Source organism: Flavobacterium sp. MFBS3-15 (genome assembly GCF_026107645.2).
Classification (GTDB): domain Bacteria; phylum Bacteroidota; class Bacteroidia; order Flavobacteriales; family Flavobacteriaceae; genus Flavobacterium.
In genome coordinates, this window is sequence record NZ_JAPCHV010000002.1 from 132976 (window position 1) to 153687 (window position 20712).

The 20712-nt window shown below is 39.5% G+C and carries 22 protein-coding genes; 9 read left to right on the top strand and 13 right to left on the bottom strand.

The annotated features are described in order from the left end of the window. Positions 1-85: 85 nt before the first annotated feature. Positions 86-1846 (top strand): ABC transporter ATP-binding protein, encoded by a 1761-nt coding sequence (locus tag OGH69_RS02590; protein WP_265172876.1) that lies wholly within the window; start codon positions 86-88, stop codon positions 1844-1846. Between the two features lie 69 nt (positions 1847-1915). After that, positions 1916-2296 carry a PUR family DNA/RNA-binding protein gene (locus OGH69_RS02595; protein ID WP_265172877.1) on the top strand — a complete coding sequence of 127 codons (381 nt, stop codon included), beginning with the start codon at positions 1916-1918 and terminating at the stop codon, positions 2294-2296. Between the two features lie 93 nt (positions 2297-2389). Here OGH69_RS02595 and OGH69_RS02600 read toward each other — a convergent pair whose 3' ends face one another. After that, entirely contained in the window at positions 2390-3937 is a 1548-nt protein-coding gene (locus OGH69_RS02600; RefSeq protein ID WP_265172878.1) for a SulP family inorganic anion transporter, read from the bottom strand. Positions 3938-4204: 267 nt separating this feature from the next. Between OGH69_RS02600 and guaB the strand changes: the two genes are divergently transcribed. After that, entirely contained in the window at positions 4205-5677 is a 1473-nt protein-coding gene (guaB, locus tag OGH69_RS02605; RefSeq protein WP_265172879.1) for an IMP dehydrogenase, read from the top strand. A gap of 81 nt (positions 5678-5758) precedes the next feature. On the opposite strand, the gene OGH69_RS02610 is transcribed toward guaB, so the two are convergent. The 10 genes from OGH69_RS02610 to OGH69_RS02655 form a co-directional block, all read right to left on the bottom strand. After that, entirely contained in the window at positions 5759-6970 is a 1212-nt protein-coding gene (locus tag OGH69_RS02610) for a GyrI-like domain-containing protein (protein ID WP_265172880.1), read from the bottom strand. Between the two features lie 72 nt (positions 6971-7042). After that, positions 7043-7519, bottom strand: coding sequence for a hypothetical protein (locus tag OGH69_RS02615; RefSeq protein ID WP_265172881.1), 477 nt, complete (start codon positions 7517-7519; stop codon positions 7043-7045). Positions 7520-7555: 36 nt separating this feature from the next. After that, entirely contained in the window at positions 7556-7939 is a 384-nt protein-coding gene (locus OGH69_RS02620) for a hypothetical protein (RefSeq protein ID WP_265172882.1), read from the bottom strand. A gap of 6 nt (positions 7940-7945) precedes the next feature. After that, positions 7946-10312, bottom strand: a complete 2367-nt coding sequence (locus OGH69_RS02625; RefSeq protein WP_265172883.1) for a hypothetical protein — start codon at positions 10310-10312, stop codon at positions 7946-7948. Between the two features lie 43 nt (positions 10313-10355). After that, positions 10356-10958, bottom strand: coding sequence for a penicillin-binding protein activator LpoB (locus OGH69_RS02630; RefSeq protein ID WP_265172884.1), 603 nt, complete (start codon positions 10956-10958; stop codon positions 10356-10358). A 170-nt stretch (positions 10959-11128) separates the two neighbouring features. Continuing rightward, positions 11129-11404: a hypothetical protein gene (locus tag OGH69_RS02635; protein WP_265172885.1), complete on the bottom strand. Its 276-nt coding sequence runs from the start codon at positions 11402-11404 to the stop codon at positions 11129-11131. 147 nt (positions 11405-11551) lie between these two features. Next, on the bottom strand, positions 11552-12169 hold the full coding sequence (locus tag OGH69_RS02640; protein WP_265172886.1) for a response regulator transcription factor: 618 nt from the start codon (positions 12167-12169) through the stop codon (positions 11552-11554). Further along, a complete protein-coding gene (locus tag OGH69_RS02645; protein WP_265172887.1) occupies positions 12166-13950 on the bottom strand; it encodes a sensor histidine kinase in 1785 nt (594 codons plus the stop codon). The genes OGH69_RS02640 and OGH69_RS02645 overlap by 4 nt, the downstream gene beginning before the upstream one ends. Before the next feature lie 20 nt (positions 13951-13970). Beyond that, complete coding sequence (locus OGH69_RS02650; protein WP_265172888.1) at positions 13971-14510, bottom strand: hypothetical protein; 540 nt, start codon at positions 14508-14510, stop codon at positions 13971-13973. Between the two features lie 102 nt (positions 14511-14612). Beyond that, positions 14613-14807 carry a hypothetical protein gene (locus tag OGH69_RS02655; protein ID WP_265172889.1) on the bottom strand — a complete coding sequence of 65 codons (195 nt, stop codon included), beginning with the start codon at positions 14805-14807 and terminating at the stop codon, positions 14613-14615. Positions 14808-14883: 76 nt separating this feature from the next. On the opposite strand from OGH69_RS02655, the gene OGH69_RS02660 reads away from it, so the two are divergent. Continuing rightward, positions 14884-15270 (top strand): nucleoside triphosphate pyrophosphohydrolase family protein, encoded by a 387-nt coding sequence (locus OGH69_RS02660; RefSeq protein WP_265172890.1) that lies wholly within the window; start codon positions 14884-14886, stop codon positions 15268-15270. 122 nt (positions 15271-15392) lie between these two features. Here the strand turns inward: OGH69_RS02660 and OGH69_RS02665 are convergent, their stop codons facing one another. Beyond that, a complete protein-coding gene (locus OGH69_RS02665) occupies positions 15393-16457 on the bottom strand; it encodes a branched-chain amino acid aminotransferase (RefSeq protein WP_265172891.1) in 1065 nt (354 codons plus the stop codon). A 197-nt stretch (positions 16458-16654) separates the two neighbouring features. On the opposite strand from OGH69_RS02665, the gene OGH69_RS02670 reads away from it, so the two are divergent. From OGH69_RS02670 to mnmD, 3 genes are read left to right on the top strand one after another with little or no spacing between them, the layout of a single operon-like run. Next, the gene (locus OGH69_RS02670; protein ID WP_265172892.1) at positions 16655-17302 is read left to right on the top strand and encodes a DUF4920 domain-containing protein; all 648 of its coding nucleotides are present in this window, start codon (positions 16655-16657) and stop codon (positions 17300-17302) included. Next, on the top strand, positions 17302-17754 hold the full coding sequence (locus tag OGH69_RS02675) for a hypothetical protein (protein WP_265172893.1): 453 nt from the start codon (positions 17302-17304) through the stop codon (positions 17752-17754). Before OGH69_RS02670 ends, OGH69_RS02675 begins: the two co-directional genes overlap by 1 nt. Before the next feature lie 4 nt (positions 17755-17758). Then, positions 17759-18421: a tRNA (5-methylaminomethyl-2-thiouridine)(34)-methyltransferase MnmC2 gene (mnmD, locus tag OGH69_RS02680; protein WP_265172894.1), complete on the top strand. Its 663-nt coding sequence runs from the start codon at positions 17759-17761 to the stop codon at positions 18419-18421. A 382-nt stretch (positions 18422-18803) separates the two neighbouring features. Here the strand turns inward: mnmD and OGH69_RS02690 are convergent, their stop codons facing one another. Beyond that, positions 18804-19754 carry a hydrogen peroxide-inducible genes activator gene (locus OGH69_RS02690; RefSeq protein ID WP_265172896.1) on the bottom strand — a complete coding sequence of 317 codons (951 nt, stop codon included), beginning with the start codon at positions 19752-19754 and terminating at the stop codon, positions 18804-18806. A gap of 108 nt (positions 19755-19862) precedes the next feature. On the opposite strand from OGH69_RS02690, the gene OGH69_RS02695 reads away from it, so the two are divergent. Continuing rightward, complete coding sequence (locus tag OGH69_RS02695; protein ID WP_265172897.1) at positions 19863-20363, top strand: Dps family protein; 501 nt, start codon at positions 19863-19865, stop codon at positions 20361-20363. Between the two features lie 46 nt (positions 20364-20409). Then, positions 20410-20697 (top strand): hypothetical protein, encoded by a 288-nt coding sequence (locus tag OGH69_RS02700; protein WP_265172898.1) that lies wholly within the window; start codon positions 20410-20412, stop codon positions 20695-20697. The last annotated feature ends 15 nt before the right edge of the window (positions 20698-20712 follow it).

Below are 20712 nucleotides of genomic sequence, written 5' to 3' on the forward strand. Positions count from 1 at the left end.
TGTTTTTTTAATGTATACAGAACACATTTAATGCCTTTGTTTTAACATATAAGCCAATAAATAAAATTGCTTTTCCATTTAAACAATGAAAGAACTTCAGTATTTAAACAAATATTTTGTAAAATATAAATTTCAATTTCTGTTAGGGATTTTGATTACAATTGCTGCCCAAATCTTCTCCCTTTTTACCCCGGAGCTGGTTAAGCGCTCAATCGACTCAACACAGGAGTTCCTGGAAAATAAAGAAAGCGAGGCTTCGGAATTGTATACACTGCTTGGCGAAAACCTGCTTCTTATAATTGGCACTACTTTAATCGGTGCTGTACTTACATTTTTTATGCGGCAAACGCTTATTGTAATGTCACGGCATGTAGAATTCGACCTGAAGAATGAGATTTTCCGCCAGTATGAGAATCTTACGCAGAGTTTTTACAAGCAAAACCGCACGGGCGACCTTATGAACCGCATCAGTACCGATGTCGACAGGGTACGCCAGTATGTTGGCCCGGCCATTATGTACTCGCTCAATACCATTGTACGTACAGTGGTAGTTATTACGCACATGTGCATCATATCGCCCAAATTGACTCTTTATACACTTATACCGCTTCCGCTTCTTGCATGGAGCATTTTTAAAATAAGCAAGGAAATCAACAAGCGCAGTACAGCCTACCAGCAGAACCTTTCAAAACTGTCGAGTTTTACACAGGAAATGTTTTCAGGCATACGCATTATTAAAGCCTACGCGCTTGAAGGTCAGAAGCAGGCCGCGTTTGATGAGCTTTCGCGTGACAGTGTAAAGAAAAACATGAGTGTCGCTAAAGTGAACGCACAGTTCGGCCCGCTGATGATATTATTGATAGGTGTGAGTAACCTCGTGGTGATATATGTGGGCGGTATGATGTACATAAATGGCAGTATCGATAAGATCGGTACTATTGCCCAGTTCATATTGTACATCAACATGCTTACCTGGCCGGTAGCATCGCTGGGCTGGATATCATCGATGGTACAGGAGGCGGAAGCTTCGCAAAAACGCATCAATGAATTCCTGAAAATTAAGCCTGAAGTGCAAAACAACACTACGGCACATACACCTGTATTGGGCCAAATCGCTTTTGAGAATGTGACTTTCACTTATGACGATACCAACATCACCGCGCTTAAGGATGTATCATTTGAAGTACATAAAGGTGAAACGCTGGCGATACTGGGGCGTACCGGCTCCGGCAAGTCGACCATACTTTCGCTGATAAGCAGGCTGTACGATACCGAAACCGGCAAAGTAACCATAGACGGCGAAGATATCAGGCAGGTAAACCTGAATGACCTTCGGGACAGTATTGGCTTTGTACCTCAGGATGCGTTCCTGTTTTCTGACTCCATTAAGAACAATATTAAATTCGGTAATGAGGACGCAGGCGATGATGAAGTGGTATCTGTAGCCAAAAAAGCTGTAGTGCATAATAACATTACAAGCTTTACCAATCAATATGAAACGATATTGGGGGAGAGGGGTATTACCCTTTCCGGTGGCCAAAAACAGAGGGTATCCATTGCGCGCGCTATGATAAAGGATGCGCCAATATTGCTTCTGGACGATTGCCTTTCCGCAGTAGATACCGAAACAGAGGAAGCGATACTCAATAACCTCCTTGAGTTTTGCAGGGATAAGACAACTATTATCGTTAGCCACAGGGTTTCATCGGCTAAAAACGCAGACCGGATAATTATTCTCGAAGATGGTAAAATAATACAGCAAGGTACTCATAATGCGCTCATAAGCGAACCAGGGTATTATAAAGAACTGTATCTGAAACAGCTTTCAGAAAAAGAATTACAATAATTTTTGTTTTTTTTATATTTTTTTTAGATTTTTGGTAGCACATAAACCAGGTAACATAAAAGAAGGATTATGAGAGAACATGACATGTTGGAAAAGGAAGAGATCTTTTCTAAAGTTTTGAGGGCGGGGAGAAGGACCTATTTTTTTGATGTTAGGGCCACCAAAGCCGATGACTATTATATAACCATTACTGAAAGCAAGAAGTTTACGGAAGAGGATGGCTCTTTCCACTTCAAAAAGCATAAAATCTACCTTTACAAAGAAGATTTTACAGCATTCAGGGAGATACTTGATGAAATGACCGAGTATGTTCTTTCCAACAAAGGGGAAGAAGTAATTTCCGAAAGGCACCAGAAAGATTTTAGAAAGCTGTTTGGTGAAAAGGGCGAAGAAGGAGTTACTATTACAGCTACTGAAAGCTTTACCGATGTTGACTTCGACGATATTTAGAAGCTCATTTTCGTTATAATAGCAAAGTCCGGAATCTATAGATTCCGGACTTTGCTATTATAGATTATGGCGAAGTGCTAAAATGATGCAACTCTAAATAGGGACTTCATCCTCAGTTGCAACAATATAATGCGGATCTTCCTGGATGTTAACGCTAATTACTGCTTCAGCATTTCTAAGTAACACCCGGCAATCCTGACTCAGGTGCCTTAGTTCGACTGTTTTGCCTGCCGTTGCATATTTTTTTGTAATATTATTTAGCGCTTCAATTGCCGACATATCGGTTATGCGGCTCTCCTTGAAATCTATTACAACGTTTTGAGGGTCATTGGCAACATCAAATTTTTCAATAAAATTTAAGGTTGACCCAAAAAAAAGTGGTCCGTATATTTCATAATGCTTGATGCCATTTAGATCAATGTAAGTCCTTGCCCGTATACGCCTGGCGCTTTCCCAGGCAAATACCAATGCTGATATTATTACACCAATAAGCACTGCAAGTGCAAGGTTATGCAGCAATATGGTAACAACCGCTACCAGAATCCCCACAAAAATATCATGGCGCGGCATTTTATTTATTATTCGGAAACTTGCCCATTCAAAAGTTCCTATTGCTACCATTATCATTACACCTACCAGGGCGGCCATCGGTAATTTTCCAATGACTGGCGAACCGAATAATATAATAATCAATATTGTCATTGCGGCAATGATCCCTGATAACCTCGCTCTCGAACCGGCTGAAAGGTTCACCAGTGTTTGTGCTATCATAGGACAGCCTCCCATTCCGTAAAAGAAACCATTAGCAATATTTGAACCGCCCTGAGCAAGGCATTCGCGGTCACTGTTGCCACGGGTGCCTGTTATTTCATCAACTAAGTTTAGTGTCAGTAAACCTTCGGTCAGGCCAACGGCAGCAACTATAAGCGAATATGGTGCGATGACTTGCAACGCCTCCAAAGTAAAAGGTATTTGGGGTATATGAAAAGGAGGGAAACCACCTTCCACCGAAGCAATGTCGGCCACAGTACGTGTATCGATATTAAAAAATACAACCACCGCAAACACGGCTATAATGGCAACGAGGGATGCGGGAATGGCCTTTGTTATTTTAGGAAACACCAGAACAACAGCTATGGTTAGCGCAACAAGGCCGAGCATCGTCCATAGGGCATTACCTGAAAGCCATTCTGTACTGCCATGAACAATAGTCTTGAATTGCTCCAATTGCGACATAAAAATAATAATTGCCAGTCCGTTAACGAACCCATACATTACTGGCTGCGGCACCAGCCTTATAAATTTGCCAAATTTAAACAGCCCGATCAGTACTTGTATAATACCCGCCAGAGCTACAGCAGCAAAGACATATTCAATGCCGTTTGAACGCATTAGCGCAATGAGTACTACTACTGTAGCACCTGCACCGCCTGATATCATACCCGGCCGGCCTCCAAAGATTGCGGTAATAAAGCCTGCAATAAACGCAGCATATAAGCCGGTGAGGGGTGGAAGCCCCGCAAGTATGGCAAAGGACAACGATTCAGGTATCATGGTCATGGCTACTGTAAGCCCAGCTAACACTTCATTTTTATAATTTATCTTTTGGGAAAAATCAAACAGGTTCAAAATTTGCTTCATGCCGCAAAAGTACAATGAAATCAGTTTTTTGAAAGTATCCTGAAATGTATTTGAACATATTTAACGATGGCATTTCGTCAAAAGGATGTGCAACACTTTTTCGATTAGTTAGATAGAGAGTGATCTTGTTTTCATGAAACAACCTATTTTAATTTGCACAAATAAACAAGTGCATTTTACCTCCCACTCAATTTTGTGTTTCCCTATTTGATATTTGTATATTAAAAATCACTATATTTGCATGCAATTTAACTACAAATTGCAACGATGAAAGCACACACAACCAAGATCATCGGAGAAGGCCTTACCTACGACGATGTTCTCCTTGTTCCTAACTACTCTGAAGTTTTACCCCGCGAAGTAAGCATACAGTCTAAATTTTCACGCAACATTACACTCAACGTTCCTGTGGTTTCTGCCGCAATGGATACCGTTACCGAAAGTGCCATGGCTATCGCAATGGCCAGGGAGGGAGGCATAGGTGTTCTTCACAAGAACATGACTATTGAACAGCAGGCAACTGAGGTTCGTAAAGTCAAGCGTGCTGAGTCGGGGATGATCATAGACCCGGTTACGTTGCCGCTTAGTGCCAATGTTGGCGATGCCAAGAATGTAATGCGCGAGTACGGGATCGGAGGTATTCCTGTGGTAGATGCTGACGGAATCCTTAAAGGAATAGTAACCAACCGCGACCTTCGTTTTGAAAAGGATAACCAGCGTTCCATACTGGAAGTGATGACCTCCGAAAATCTGGTAACAGCAGGTGAGGGTACTACGCTTAATGTTGCCGAAGGCATCCTGCAGCAGAACAAGATTGAGAAATTACCTGTGGTAAATGCTAACTATAAGCTGGTAGGGCTTATCACTTTCCGCGATATTACCAAGCTGACACAAAAGCCCATTGCCAATAAAGATAAATTTGGCCGCCTTCGGGTTGCTGCAGCCCTTGGCGTTACTGCCGATGCTGTACAGCGTGCAGAAGCACTCGTAAATGCCGGAGTAGATGCAGTAATCATCGATACGGCTCACGGGCATACCAAGGGTGTAGTTAATGTATTGAAAGAAGTAAAAGCCAAATTCCCGCAGCTCGATGTAGTGGTAGGTAACATTGCTACTCCTGAAGCAGCACTATACCTCGCAGAAAATGGGGCTGATGCAGTAAAAGTGGGCATTGGCCCCGGTTCCATTTGTACTACAAGGGTGGTGGCAGGTGTCGGCTTCCCACAATTCTCGGCTGTACTCGAAGTAGCTGCCGCGCTTAAGGGCTCTGGTGTACCGGTAATAGCCGATGGCGGTATCCGTTATACAGGCGACATACCGAAAGCAATTGCTGCCGGTGCCGATTGTGTGATGTTGGGTTCACTATTGGCCGGGACAATGGAATCCCCTGGTGAAACTATCATATTTGAAGGCAGAAAATTCAAGTCATACCGTGGCATGGGTTCTGTAGAGGCCATGAAGGAGGGTTCTAAAGACCGTTACTTCCAGGACGTAGAGGACGATGTGAAGAAGTTGGTTCCCGAAGGCATTGTAGGCCGTGTACCATATAAAGGCGAACTTTTTGAAAGCATGCTTCAGTTTGTGGGCGGGCTTCGTGCGGGTATGGGTTACTGCGGAGCTAAAGACATTCCAACGCTTCAGGAAACTGGAAGATTTGTGCGAATTACGTCAAGCGGTATTTCTGAAAGCCACCCTCACAACGTAACGATTACTAAAGAAGCACCCAATTATTCGAGATAATTCTTAATCGTATACAATTATAAAAAAACAGCAAGGTATTATCCTTGCTGTTTTTTTATGAAATATATGTGTAACGTTTTTTTAAGGATTGGTAGCAGGCTTTTGCTGTGGTTTTGTTGTTGATTGACCTGTAGGCTTTACTGCCGGGCGGTTAGTCGCCCCTGCTGATCCTGATGCAGGTTTAGCAATACCTTCAGCAGGTTTCGCGACCGGTTTACCTGTAGGAACCGGAATGTCACCAGGACTCAGGTTATTTTCGGCGGCTTCAGGTGTGGTGGGGGCAGGGGCTCCAATAGGAATATATATGTCAGTTACCCATTCCGAAGGCCTTTTGGTTTGAGCTGTTCCTTTACTGAAAAGTTCGACATACTGGCTGCTGGTATTTTCCTGTATACCTTTTTCAGCCATATGTTTCCTTGCTGCGGCCCAGGCTTTAGGCAGATGGGAATAGTCTCCTTTCAAAGTAGTTTTCAGTGCCTGGAACGCTTCAAGCCTGTTACCTTCATATTCGCTTCCTGGTGCTGTGTACATTTCTTCCTTTATAGGAAAGCAAATCATATAATATGCGCTGTCCCTTTGTGTGCTGAATTTTTTATACAAAATAAATGGAGCGCCATTGGTAGCGATTTTGTTTTCTTTTACAAATGCGGCAAGTTTAGGGAATATTTCCAAGGCTTTCTTTTGAACATCACTTGTTTTTGAGTTTACGGATTGTCCTATATAAAAACCACCAGTTTTAGTAACCTGATTCTTAACTTCGACGTTAAATTTAGCCAATTCATCCACAAGGAATATACCTATGTTTTTTAATCCCTTCTCAAGCACGCTTTCCATTTTTTCACCAGCATGCCCCTTTAGTAAAGCGTAGGCTTTTTCCTGAAAACTGAGCTTTCCCTGCATCCTTACCCTAACTTTTGTACCTCCTAAGGTATCTTTAAAGCTCCAGGCCATTTCAGAGTCCAGCCCGTCGATAGTTGCCTTTTGAATGATGGAGTCAGATTCCATTAAATTTACAGTAGTAATTCGGCCTTCAGTGTTGTCTTTCTTCCAAGCCATCGAAGCACCTTTGCCTGAAGTAACTTCAGGATAAGTATAGGTAGCAGTGCTGTCACTGATTATTTCTGTGTTTTCCCAGTTTCGGTACTCACTTATATAATTGTAAAGCACCGCTTTGGGTGCTTTTATTACCTGTTCTTTTGTAATATCATATTTTCCATCCTGTGTAGCAATAAAAACAGTAATTGCAATGGCTGAAAGCAACAGCAGGAGAAATACGTATTTTACAATTTTCATGGAAAATGAAAAATTTTAGTTTGTCGTAAAAATAGGAATATTTATTTTAACAAACTAATTACTTTTTATGCATTAATCCATGTCTTCATACTCATTTTCGAGGGGATAAAGTTCATTGAAATCGGCACGCAGCTTGTGGGACCATTTGTGGGCGTCTTCCTCTTTTGGCTTGCCGAGATGAAAAAAATCTCTTCGCTCAATTTCAATCCATTTGCCTTCTTTTAACTCAGATATGATTACAGATTTTGATTTAAAGGAGATTACATAGTAGATATCCATAACAAAATCGTAAATTTCATTTAAAGGTGCTTCGTATTTGTGGATGACCTCCGCATCACCGGCTTTCCCTTTAATTATTACTGATAACTTTCCATCCTCATCCACCTCGTAGGATTGTACCGTAGTAAAGTCAGGTTCGTACATCCAACTGAATTCCTCAGCAGATTTAAGCATTTTGTTCAAATCCTTTAGCAAGGGTCTGTAGTTCTTTTTTTCCTGTGCTGAGCATATGGCCGTTAAAGAAAGCAAAAGGATGAGAAATCTTTTCATTGGTATACAATTAAAAAAGGCCCGAAGGCCTAATGATTATTTATGGTCGCAGTCAATAAAATCCTGCGGGTAGGGGGAGAGGCTTACTTTATCTACCAGTAGGTAGATATCCTCTTCCTGTGTAAAAAGTTCAATTTCGGGGCTGGTCCGCCCGGCTTCAAGCGCTTTTCTGTGTGTGGTGAGGTTATATTCACCGAGCTTGTCTGTAATGTGGTAATTGAAAGATATAAGCTCGGGAAAATCATTCCTGAACTGAACCTTCCATTTGTATTGCTCACCATTTTTCCCTTCATATTTCAGCCTGAAGGAAATTTTGCTGTAGCAGCTTGTTTTTTGCCAGTTATCCCATACACCCTTATTTTGTTGGGCATTCATGGTTAAGCCGGCTAAAATGAATAGTAATGCAAGTAGTTTTTTCATATCTTTTTATTGAAAGTCAGTATCGTTAACGCCTTCGTTGAATTTTACTTCATTATACACCATTTCCGTAGTGCCATATTCGTTGACAGATGTCATTTTGAATGGAAACATAACACCATTGACATTCCTGTAATCTGAAAACAGGTTAGTAGAATACATCTTCATGCCTACCGCTTTCACAATTGAAGCGGAGCCGATTATTAATCCGCTATTAACACTGTAAAAGTTTGTAATAATAACTCCTGAAGCCGGATCCGTAAAGCTGATGGCGTAGGCATCTTCATTCCCAAAATTTGTAACGCCTTCCAGTGTACCTCCATTTTGTACGGGCAACATGCATGTTTCATAGATGTCCCTGTAGTTTGATCTGTATACGTCGGCAACGGATTTATTCATTTTTTTACGCTTACCTCTTTCGGTAATTGTATATGCCCCTTCGTTATTTATAAGGCTGGTCATTATGTTCTTACCGTTCATTGTGACAGTGCTGTAGCTGTTGTTTCCGCTAATTTTTACAAGAACTTCACTAGAGGTAGGTTGTTGCGTATTTTTATAAGATGAAGTCATGGTAGCACGCATGTATTGTGTTTTAATGCCCTGTACCTTTTCTACACCTCCTATTGCCGCAATATACTTGTCTATAACGCTAAGCAATGTAACTCCTGACGGAGTGGCTTTGTAGCTTACCGGAGACTGTGTCACAGCAGTTGTAGTTGAAGTACTCTGCTGTGTAGCATTGCCTCCAAAAAGCCCTAGGGATGTACTATTATTGCCTGAAGAAGTAGTGCTTGGCACTGTAGAGTTCGAATTTTCCTTCCTGTCGGCTAACATGCTAACCATTCCCTGAAGAGCTGCAGGGTCAACAGGGACTACCTGTGTTCGCCCAAGGTCAAAATAATTTACAATCTGAAGTCCTTTTTTGTAAGGTATTGTCAATGTGTCGGTGTCTATGCCTTGTGGCCCGTACTTTCTCAGTATAAATTTATTATCACCTTCTTTAAGCGGAACTCTTGCATAACTAATAGTTGCCGGTAGCGACTGCCAGTTTCGGGTATCTGCCTTTTCTGTTGCCGCACCTGCTGCATCTGCACCAAGCTTGGTCACTTGTCCGGCTGTACTGCCAAGGGCCTGTTCTGCCAAAGCGCCAAGGAAAGCACTTCCTGCTTTTTTAGTCGCAAAACGAAGTACCAGGTTAATTGTTTCCCTAAGCATACGGTCTTTAAGACATTGTTTGGCAATAGGGTAAAAGTCCTGTCCAAGTTCAAACACTTGCTCCTTGCCATCAACTTCAATAGCTGCTTTGCTGTAATAGTTATCCCTTTTCCGGTATTTTGGAATGGCAATAGCGTTGATGCTGCCAATGTCAGTTCCGGGAGGTATGGGTATAAGTATTTCAACAAATTCCTCGCCGTCCATGTAACTGCCATAGAACACGCCACTTCCGCCCGACGCGGTAATTACAATCTGATCTTTGGCAGGGCCAAGGCCGTTCTCCCAAAAAACTACGGCCTCTCCGGTTGGTTGCGGTACTACAACCGGTTCAGGAATTTTTTCTTCCTTAACTTCCTTTTTGCCTTTTCCCTTACCTTTTTTTGCGGTTTCTTTTTTTACAGGAACCGGATCAGGGTCAACATTAAATTTCTTTCGGTAATCATTGTGCTCCTGGATAAATCCAAGTTGCTTAGTGGTACGCAACAGGTCTTTTTTAAGTTGTTCCGGCATGGCTACACCAAAAAAGCGCCCGCCGTCTCTGTTGAAAATTTCTTCAGCGTTCCTGTAAGCGATAAAGGCGTTGTTTATATCGCCGGTACTTTCATATAATATTCCCTGTAGTATTTGCGAAAAAGCATCCTCGGTATATTTATTCTTGTTTTCCGAATACTTTTCGTTGAATTCAAGAAGCTTTATGTTGATCCTTTTAGCTTCAACAAGAGCTTCATCCGGCATTCCCAACTGGAAATAATTCAGGGCCTTATAGTAATGGATTGTAACTTTTTCAAAGTCTTCCCCTTTATAAGGCTCAGCCATCGGGTTGGTAAACTTTCCGGCGATGGCTTGCCCTACATTGGTTTTGATTTTGTCGTCAATCATAATGTAAGCCTCCTCCAAGAGGTTATTGCTGGCCTCATAGTTGCCTTTCAGGTGTTCCAGCTTGCCTTTTTCTAACAGGTAAAGTAGCCTGTTCCTGTCCTTCTGCAAAAACTTGTTCTTGTCGATGTTTGCTATGGCATTGTCAAAATTGCCGGTCAAAAGGTCGTTCTCGATCTCTGACGTCTTCGAATTATAAGTCCCGCAGGATTGAAGGGCAATCAAGAACAGTACCGGCACCCCTATGCGAAGGGAAGCAGCAATAATGTTTTTGGATGCTTTCATTAGTATAAATAATTAGGTGATTGGTACAAATTGGGTTGTGAAATTACATTTTCTTGTTTCCAAGATATTTTTTGATCTTTTTATCGCCAATCCATACTTTATCATTTGTCTGGATATTGGTGAGCTCAAGGTCAACCTGATAGTAAATTGTTTTTTCTTTTCCTGCTTGGTCTACAATAGAGTTTATTGTACCCTGAAGCATGAAGTCGGCTCCATTTTCAAGTCCGAATTTCTTCATGGTAGACTGAGATGAGAAGTTTTGCTGGTCGGCCCTTTCAGCCCTGATTTCCTCACGCTTGTCGGCGCCTTGTACCAGTTTCATCCTTCCTGAATTGATAATCGCTTTCTCAATGTCTTTAGAAAAAGTTTCAGAGGCAATGTGTTCATGCGATTTGTTTGTGATGATGCCTACTATGATAACGGGTTTCTTTCCGCCATTCTCAGCTGCATAAGTGCTGTACCATGAGTGTTCCATCATCTCAGCAGTGATCTCTTCGGCTGTAAGCCTTGAGTCAGTTTCGTTCCACCTTCCGCTAAGGTCGGTAACTGTGTTTTCGCTTACGCGTTGTACATTTGGCGTACCACAGTTGATAAGGGTAAATCCTAAAGCAAGTGCTGCAATAAATTTAAAAGGACTGGTTTTCATAATTTCATTTTATTGATTAATAAGGGCAAAAATATTAAATATTTGCTTTGTTAAGCTATTCTTAAAATAGTTACACAATATTACTTTTAAAAAGGAGGGGAAAAAATACCTATTTATGGGTATTTTCTCCCCCTCAAACCCAAACTAACCATTAAAGGTTAATTACATAATTAATCAAAGTCGCTACAGTCAAGATCAATCCAGTACTGTGCTGTTTCTTCATACAGGTAGCCGTATTCATCGCAATCCTGGGCTGCATCAAGAAGGTTAAGTGCGGCAGTCCTTAGTGAACTACAGTTTGAAGAAGTAGGGTTGTTTGAAAAAGTATTGCTTCTTGCTACCAGTATATCTGAAAGCTCAATGAGGTCATCATAGCAGTCGTCGCTTACTGATGATGTTTCTTCTTCTTCACATGATACTGCAAAAGCACCGGCAAAGATTAGCACGAATGCTGCTGAAATTTGTTTAATTTTTTTCATTAGTAGAAAATTTGAAGGTTGATAATTAAGTTATTATCGCAAATTTCACGTTTTTAACACTATTAAAAAATACCTATTAAAGGGTATTTTTACTACTAATGAAATCTTAAAAAATCAGAAGTCGTATTTTTTTTCCATAGAATACCTCAATAACTCGCTTTTTCCCTGAAGGCTCAGTTTTTTCAGGATATTTTTCCTGTGTGTGTCCACAGTAGATTTTTCAATGAACAATAAATCGGCAATTTCTTGTGAGGTTTTTCCTTCCCCAATGAGTTTTACGATTTCTTGTTCCCTTTTGCTTAGCGGCACATCGCTGCTTTCCTTTTTTATTAAATTGCTTTTTTTGAGGGAAGTATCAAAAAAAGTTTCACCATTCATGACAGAACGTATTGCAGTAATCACCATTTTTAGGGATGAATTCTTAAGAATGTAGCCTGATGCTCCTGCCGTCTCCATTTGTGCAATGGCTTCATCTTGCTCAAACATACTGAAAGCTATCACTTTACATTGGGGCATTTCCTTCTTTATTTGGCGTGTAGCAGTTATACCATCCATTTTTGGCATCCTGATATCGGTTAGCACCACATCAGGTTTTTTCAGGCGAACAATTTCCAAAAGCCTTTCGCCATCGTTAGCTTCACCAACTATTTTTATGTCGTCTTCATATTCCATAAACAGTTTTATGCCGTCTATCAATGATTGGTGATCCTCTGCAATTGCTACTGTTATCATATTGGTAAGTCTATAATTATGGTTGTCCCGTTATGTGGTTTACTGTCTATATTGAATTGCCCGCCAAGCTGAGCAACTTTTTTCTTTATGGAATCCAATCCCATTCCGTCGGATATTTTAGTTTTCTCAGCATTCATTCCTATGCCGTTATCTTCAATCATGATGTTTATGTTTTCATCATGATGCGTCAGGCTTATTTCTGCTTCTGTTGCCTTCGAGTGCTTTACAATATTGGTGGTGAGTTCCTGTACCATCCTGAATATAGTTATTTCTATAGTATTTTCTAACCTGTCATTAAAACCGAATGCAGATACCTGAATAGAGAGATTTTCCGGTACCGATACTTTTTTTGCAAGTTTGTTTATGGCCGGAATAAGACCTTCATTAGCAAATACACCGGCATTTTTAGCATGTGCAAGTCTTCGGACTTTTTGATAAGCTTCTTCAATAAGTTCGTCCGTTTTGTCATAAAGCCTGTTATCATCCTCTTTCATTCCGTTTTTGCGAAGCTTCAGGTTTTCAAAATTGATTTTTAGTGTGGCCAGCATACTACCAAGGTTGTCGTGCAGGTCGTTGGCAATGCGCTGCCTTTCCTTTTCCTGGCCTTCCAGCATGAGGTCGATGCTATGGAGCTCATAATCTTTAAGTGCTTTTTCAAGCTTTTGTTGCTCAATAAGTTTTTCCTGTCGGGATATTTTCTCTCTTCGTCTGGCATTTTTCAGGATTAGCCACCCTATTGCAATGCCAGCAATAAGCAACCCTGTAAAGGTGTAAAGCAAAATTGTTTTTGTTTTGTTTTTATTTTTCAGCTTTATGTTTTCTAACTCTTTCTCTTTAGTCCTGTATTTTACCTGTATGTCATTGATAGCAATATTTTGTTCCTCTGTTTTTGCGCTGTCCGAAAATTTTTTGTTCAGAATGAGGAATTTGTAAGCATTGGGATAATCACCTGCAGCCTCATAATTGGTATAAAGAAATTCGTATATGTATTGTTTGTTCTTTATAACATTACCTTTAATAGGCACACTGTCGGCTTTTTTTAGCGATGTTATTGCGTTTTTATAATCTTCCAGATAGTAATATGCGGCAGCCTGGTTTACAAAATTGTGGCATATTGTAGTCTCCCTGCGCTTTTTGCCAGTAATAGAGTTTAGGTAAGCCAGGTTTTTTTTTAGGTAATAAAGAGCCGAGTCAGGTTTGTTAAGATCATTTATATATAATGAAGCGAGGTTAACATCTATAGTTGCCTCCACTTCTGGATTATCTGCAATTTTGAGGTAGTTTTTTGCTTTTTTAAAGTACCCAAGCCCTTTTTTATAATCTTTTGAATTTATGCTGAAGGTTGCCAGTCTTGCATAGTATTGCCCAAGTTTTTTTGGGTCGTCAAGAGTTTCTCCATAACTCATGTATTCATTAAGGTATTTTTGATAATCACTTTTGTTTTTTTCCTGTGCACTGAGCAGAAAAGCCAGATGGTAGTTGATTTCCATTGCACGGTCGGTGCTGTCAATCTGGTTGTAGAGTGCTTTGGACTTTAAATAGTAATTATAAGCAAGCTCTTCGTGGTTGTTGTTGTCATAATATTTACCAAACAGATAATTATAATAAGCTTTTTCAGGTTTGGTAAGCTTTTGCTCCACAATTCTTTCCAACGATGTTTTGGCAGTTTTATAGTCGTAGGCAGCAATATCAGACTCTATGTCCTCAAGTTGCCCTGTATGTTGAGAATAAACCATGCCGGCACATAGTAACATTGCCGGCAGGATTATAATTAGATTCAAAAAAGTGTGTTTAAAATTTATCACGATTTTGTAATGATGGTCATACCCGCTTTTCTCGGGTTAAAGAATTTTGAAGCAATCTCAAACAATTCATTTTTTTCAGTCGATTTGTCCCAAATTTTTTCAAGCTTCTTCATTGCCCAGGTTACAGAGAAGGGGCCGGCATATTTGACAGTATTATATATGGTATGCGCTTCTTTTTGCATACTTGAAACATCAGCGGCTGTAGGAGGCTCATGATATAGGATTATGAGTACATCTGAATCTTCCCAATCAAAATCAGATGCGTCCGGATGGTTTGTCATTGAGGTTGTTGGGGTAATTACAGGAATTGCAATTCCCGGGTCAGAACCGTTCCAGGAAAGTTCTGAATCATCGTCACTTTTCAGTTTCATGTGTATCAGTAATGCATTTATCTGCCCGCCTCCTTCATCCTTACAGGATATATTGTGGATGTGGCCAAACTCATAATCGTCATTCGTTAGTGCCGGAAGATTCGCAAACAATTCAATTTCGGTTTCACTAAATTCACCAGTTACAGTGTAAGTTAAATTAGGCATAATATGAATTTTTATTGGTTATGATTACAAATTTCAGGAACATAAAGTAAATAAAAAATCCCCATTAATGGGGATTTTAGATAAAGAGTTATTAAGAATATTTTAAGAATTATCTTTTGTAAAATATTTGATAAAGAACAAAATACCTATAAACGCTATGAAAGCGATCAATATCCAATAGCTGCCTTTATAATATTTTTTATGTAGTGCAAGGTCTTTACGGTATACATATACCATTGCTATGACAAATGCTACAATGAATAATCCTGCAAATACCAATTGGCCTGTTGTAAACATGTTGAAATCTTTTTACAAAGCTAAGGGTTTGGAGTTTTATTTCTAATTAATTTGGAAAGATAAATTTTATATTACCATGAAAAAACAACTTGACTCAGTAAAACAGTTTCATGCCTCATTTGGTCTTGGAATAAGTGAGATACCTAAAGGTGACCTTGGGGATACTGTTAACCTCTTGAGATACAATTTAATGAAAGAAGAGAACGAAGAATATCTTGAGGCTGTCCAAAATAACGACATAGTTGAAATAGCAGATGCACTTGGCGACATGCTGTATATTTTGTGTGGCACTATTATAGAGCATGGCCTACAATATAAGATAGAAGAAGTATTCGAGGAAATTCAGCGCAGCAACATGAGCAAGCTTGGATCCGATGGCAGGCCTATTTACAGGGAAGACGGCAAGGTAATGAAGGGGCCGGATTATTTTAAGCCCGATTTTACTAAAATACTTGAATATTAGCTCAAGCCCAGTATTTACTGAGCTTACCCCATGATACATGACGAAGCCCAAAAAGTTTAAATTTTGGGCTTCATTTATTTTAGTAATTGCAACACGGTATCAATGTTTTGGCTCAAAATTGACTATATTTTCACAGTCCACCCGAAAGTATCTTCGGCCAGTTTGTACTGTATATTTGTAAGTTTTTCTTTAAGTTCGAGCGCTATCGGATTTTCAAGTTTAGGAAGCTCATAGTACTTGTCCTGGTAGCAGAAACCCACTATGGGATTGATAACTGCTGCGGTTCCTGCGCCAAAAATTTCTTTTAATGATCCGTTTTCAGCAGCTTCAATAAGTTCAGTAACTAATACTGAGCGTACCTCAATCTTAATGTTTTCCCTGGCAGCAAGCTCAATAATACTTTTACGTGTTACTCCGTCCAGTATTCTCTCACTCGTGGGAGCCGTATATAAAGTATCATTTATCCTGAAAAACACGTTCATAGTGCCTGCTTCTTCAAGTTTGGTATGTGTTGCATCATCGGTCCAGATGATCTGCTGGTAGCCCATTTCATTGGCCAGTTTCGTTGGGTAAAATTGAGCAGAATAGTTCCCTGCTGCTTTTGCTGCGCCAATTCCTCCATTGGCTGCACGGCTATAATGTTCGGCTATTATTACCCTAACTTCTCCCGAATAGTAGGAGCGTGCAGGAGAGAGGATAATCATGAAACGGTATTGAGTAGATGGGGCGGCTATAACACCCGGACCTATGGCTATCATAAAGGGCCTTATGTATAATGAATTACCTTTGCCTTTTTTCACCCATTCTTTTTCAAGGTTAATGAGTTTTTTCATCCCTCCGATAAAAATTTCCTCAGGAACAGAGGGCATTGCCAACCTTTCGGCCGATTTGTTGAAACGGTCAAGATTTTGGTCGGGGCGGAAAAGCCAGACGTCATTATTTTCGTCTTTATAAGCTTTCATTCCCTCAAAAATAGCCTGCCCGTAATGAAATACTTTAGCAGAAGGGTCGATCAGAAAAGGTTCATAAGGTTTAATCACAGGAGTTTCCCATTCACCGTTCCTAAAGTCGCACACCAGCATATGGTCAGTAAAAATATTCCCAAAAGAAAGGTTTTCAAAATCGACATCTCCAATATGGCTTGAAAGTGCCTTATTAATAACAATGTCAGTGTAGTTTTCGCCCATTATCAGCAGTATAGGTTAGGTTAGTTGTGTTAAACAAATTTAGTAAAAAATCATCGCAAAGCCTCTTTAGTAAGAAATAATAGCAATTAAAAAAATTAATGGGCTGAATAAAAGAAGAATAAGCAAAATATTGGGCCATTACATTTGCGGGCTTCAACTTTCTGTATAAATTTGCCTCTAAACAAAATTTAGCCAAAATGAGAAAAGTAATAATTATGGCTGCCGCCCTCACAGTAATGATTGGCTGCCAAAAAAATAAAGAAACTGAGGTTAAGACCGAAGAAACTGTAATTGAGACCACAAAAGATACTGTACATGTTGATACTGATACAGTTTCAGAAGCCTTAATGGAAGAAGAAAAAGAAACTGCAGCTTCAATTTCCGGCAAAACAGAGCCCCTGAAAAAGATAGAGATTGTTGAGCCTGTACAGGCTGTTATGGTTGATTATGCATCTTTCGGGAGTAAAATTTCGGCAGATAAAGCCCTTACCAAAGAGCAGATGATCGCTAAATATAAAAACCTGAAACCGGGCGATACCGTTTCTGTAAAATTTAAATCAAGGATAAAAGATGTCTGCCAGAAAAAAGGTTGCTGGATGGCTATGGAACTTCCAAATGGCAAGGAATCTTTTGTAAAATTTAAAGATTACGCTTTCTTCGTCCCCCTGAACGCTTCTAATTCTGATGCTATTGTAAGTGGGAAGGCATTTGTGAGCGAAACTTCGGTTGCACAGCTTAAGCATTACGCCAAAGACGGTGGGCAGTCGGACGCTGAAATCGCAAAGATTACCGAACCCAAAATTGAATATAAATTTATGGCCGACGGCGTATTGATAAGTAAATAATGAGGGTTTCACTATTATTTGCAGCAGGGTTGCTTGTTATGGGTTCCTGTAAGAAAGATGGAGAGGCGGTTGATATGAAAGCAAAAGAAAAACCGACTGTTAAAAAAGATAAGGAATTCCAAATGTATGAGATGTCTGAAATGGCAGGTCTCATGGAGCGTATGTATGCAGAAAATATGGAACTTAAAAACCGCATTGCCAATGGAGACACCATAGGAAGGTTTCCGCAGCATTTCCTGAAGATACATGCTTCTGCAATGACTGATGAAAGTGATAATGATGCTTTTTTTAAGGAACAGGCACAAGTATTCATAAAAGCGCAGGAAATGATTTATAAAGATCCTGTAAATGCAAAATCGCATTTTAATAATGCCGTTTCGGCCTGTGTCGCTTGCCATGAGCAGAAATGTGAAGGACCTATACCGAGAATAAAAAAGCTATACATAAAATAATAATTTGGAAAGGCAGATCATTACTACAAACGACGGATCGGTAACAATTTATCTTCCCGAGATGAAGGAGACCTACCATTCCAGATTTGGTGCCATACAAGAGGCATACCATGTATTCATACATAACGGGCTGTCCCTTATTCAGGGACGGACTGTTTCTATTTTGGAGATTGGTTTTGGCACAGGCCTAAATGCCTTCATTACATATCTTGAGTCGGTAAAAAGCGGGCAGGAAATCGAATATACAGGAGTTGAAGCATTTCCTATTGATGCTGCAGAAGCTGCAATGCTTAATTATGTTGCCGAACTGAAAGCCGATGAATTTTCAGAAGTCTTTACTGCCATGCATACGTCTAAATGGGGTGAAAAGACCTATCTTAATAATAAATTTAAGTTAACTAAGCGAAGGCAGTTCTTTAGTGATATTGAAGATGTAAATGCTTTTGACCTTATTTATTTTGATGCTTTTGGTTATCATGCGCAGCCGAATTTATGGAGTGAAGAAATTTTTAGAAAAATGTACAATGCACTCACAAAGGATGGAATATTAATAACTTATGCATGCAGAACAGTTATTAAGAAAGCCATGCAATCAGTAGGTTTCCAAACCGAAAAACTTCCGGGTCCACCAGGCAAACGCGAAATGCTTCGCGCAATAAAAATCTAAATCTATGTTAAATAATTAATAATTTATCATTTTAATCAGATTTAATTATATAAAATTTTTATTGCTGAATCATTTTATTTGTTATTTTTACATATTCGTTCTTATCACCTTTAACTTATAATCTTTAAAAAGGAATATGCCAAGACCTATGTTTAGCTATACAAAAAAAGTTTTGGAAAGTGTAAGCTTTGACCCAAAACTGTTTTGTAAAGAAGTAGAAAAGGCCGTAAAAATCTTGTTGCCTTACGAGATTGAACAACTGATTGACTGGCTCAACAATTTTACGATTGGGAAGCCTGAATTAAAAGCTTGTCTTGTGTACGTTGAACAATAGAAAATTAAAGGAGCCATAAACGGCTCCTTCTTGTTTTAGATTTTTGGATTAATTTTTCTTGTGCAGAGGGCTTGTTATATCAACATTCTGAAAGGTAATAGCTCCTTTCACAACCCCTGCTATAGTACTGCGGAGTGCATCGATAATGTGTAATTTCAATTCTTTTCTCGAATAGATCAGGCTAACTTCACGCGAAGGTCTGGGGTCTTTAAAATGACGTAACTTTGATTTCGCTTTGTCCGACATGTCTATTGTATTCAGATAGGGAAGTAGAGTCATGCCAAGGCCTTCATCAGCCAGTTTTACCATGGTTTCAAAACTTCCGCTTTGTATACGGAATTGACTGTCTTGCGGCATAACTGAGGTTTTGCAGATGTTTAGTACATTATTAGTGAAACAATGCCCGTCCTGTAGCAGGAGTATGCTGCTAAGGTTGATTTCAAGATCTTCAACTTCAAAATCTTTTTTCTGATAGGCTGCGTTATTCTCCGGTACGTATGCTACAAATGGCTCATAGTATAATACAACTTCCTTAATGCTTTCCTCTTCCAACGGCGTAGCTGCAATCGCTGCGTCAAGCTGGCCGTTTTTCAGCATTTTTATGATTTCTTCCGTGGTGCGCTCTTCAACAATCAGGTGTACTTTTGGGTATTTGTTGATAAAGTTGCTTATAAACATAGGTAGCAGTGTTGGCATTATGGTGGGTATGATGCCTATTCTAAACTCTCCACCTATAAAACCCTTTTCCTGATCTACAATGTCTTTTATTCTATCCGATTCGCTTACAATGCTCTTGGCCTGATTGACAATTTTTTGTCCAACCTCGGTAAGTTGTATCGGTTTTTTTCCCCTGTCAAATATTTGAACATCTAGCTCTTCTTCAAGCTTTTGGATCTGCATACTTAAAGTAGGTTGCGTAACAAAACATTTTTCTGCCGCAAGGGTAAAATTTTTGTTCTCGGCAACGGCAAGTACATAATGTAACTGTGTAATTGTCATGTATAGATTTTATGATAAAATTATAAAAACGATTGATAATGACTATAATTTTTATAATTAAATTTACTCTACTTTTATGAATGTAAAAACTTACAAATAAAAAGCATTATGAAAACCAAACAAAAAAAAGAAGAGATAAATATTTTAGGGCTACCCATTAAAGAGGCAGAGGTGATTGCTGCAGAACTAAACATACTTTTGTCAAATTTTCAAATATACTATCAAAATCTGAGGGGTATTCATTGGAATATTAGAGGGAAACGCTTTTTTGATCTTCATGTGAAATTTGAGGAATTGTATAATGATGCCCAGCTGAAAATTGACATGATTGCTGAAAGGGTACTTACTCTTGGAGGTATACCGTTGCACACTTTTGATGATTATATAGCAAATAACAGGCTCGAGGTAGGCAAAAATATTTCGAAGGATACCGATGCAGTTAATCTGATAATGACTTCATTGGCAGACCTTCTTAAAATTGAAAGAGTTATCCTGGATGAATCAGCGAAGATTAATGATGAGGGCACCAACTCTATGATGGGTGATTTCATTAAAGAGCAGGAAAAAACCATGTGGATGATGAAAGCCTGGAGTGAGGAAGAAATATAACATTTGATAAAATAGTTAATAAATAAAAATCCCTATCTTCGCTACGATGAAATTCGTAGTAAACATAGTACTTTTCTTATTTATCTCTTTTTTGGCAGCTCCTACGTTAGTTAGCCTGATTGAAGATGATGCAGATGTGTCTGTGGTTTACAGTCTCACAGAAGAAGAAATACAAAAAGAAATAAAAGAAGTAAAAGCAGCACCGTATACAGAATTCAGTGTTGCTTTTTTCATTCAGGCAAAAAGATCGGCCATTATAAAATCGGCTAATCTTCAAAAGCACAATAATCTTGCCGGAGAAATACTCTCTCCACCTCCCGAAATATATATATAATCCAGATTTGCCATT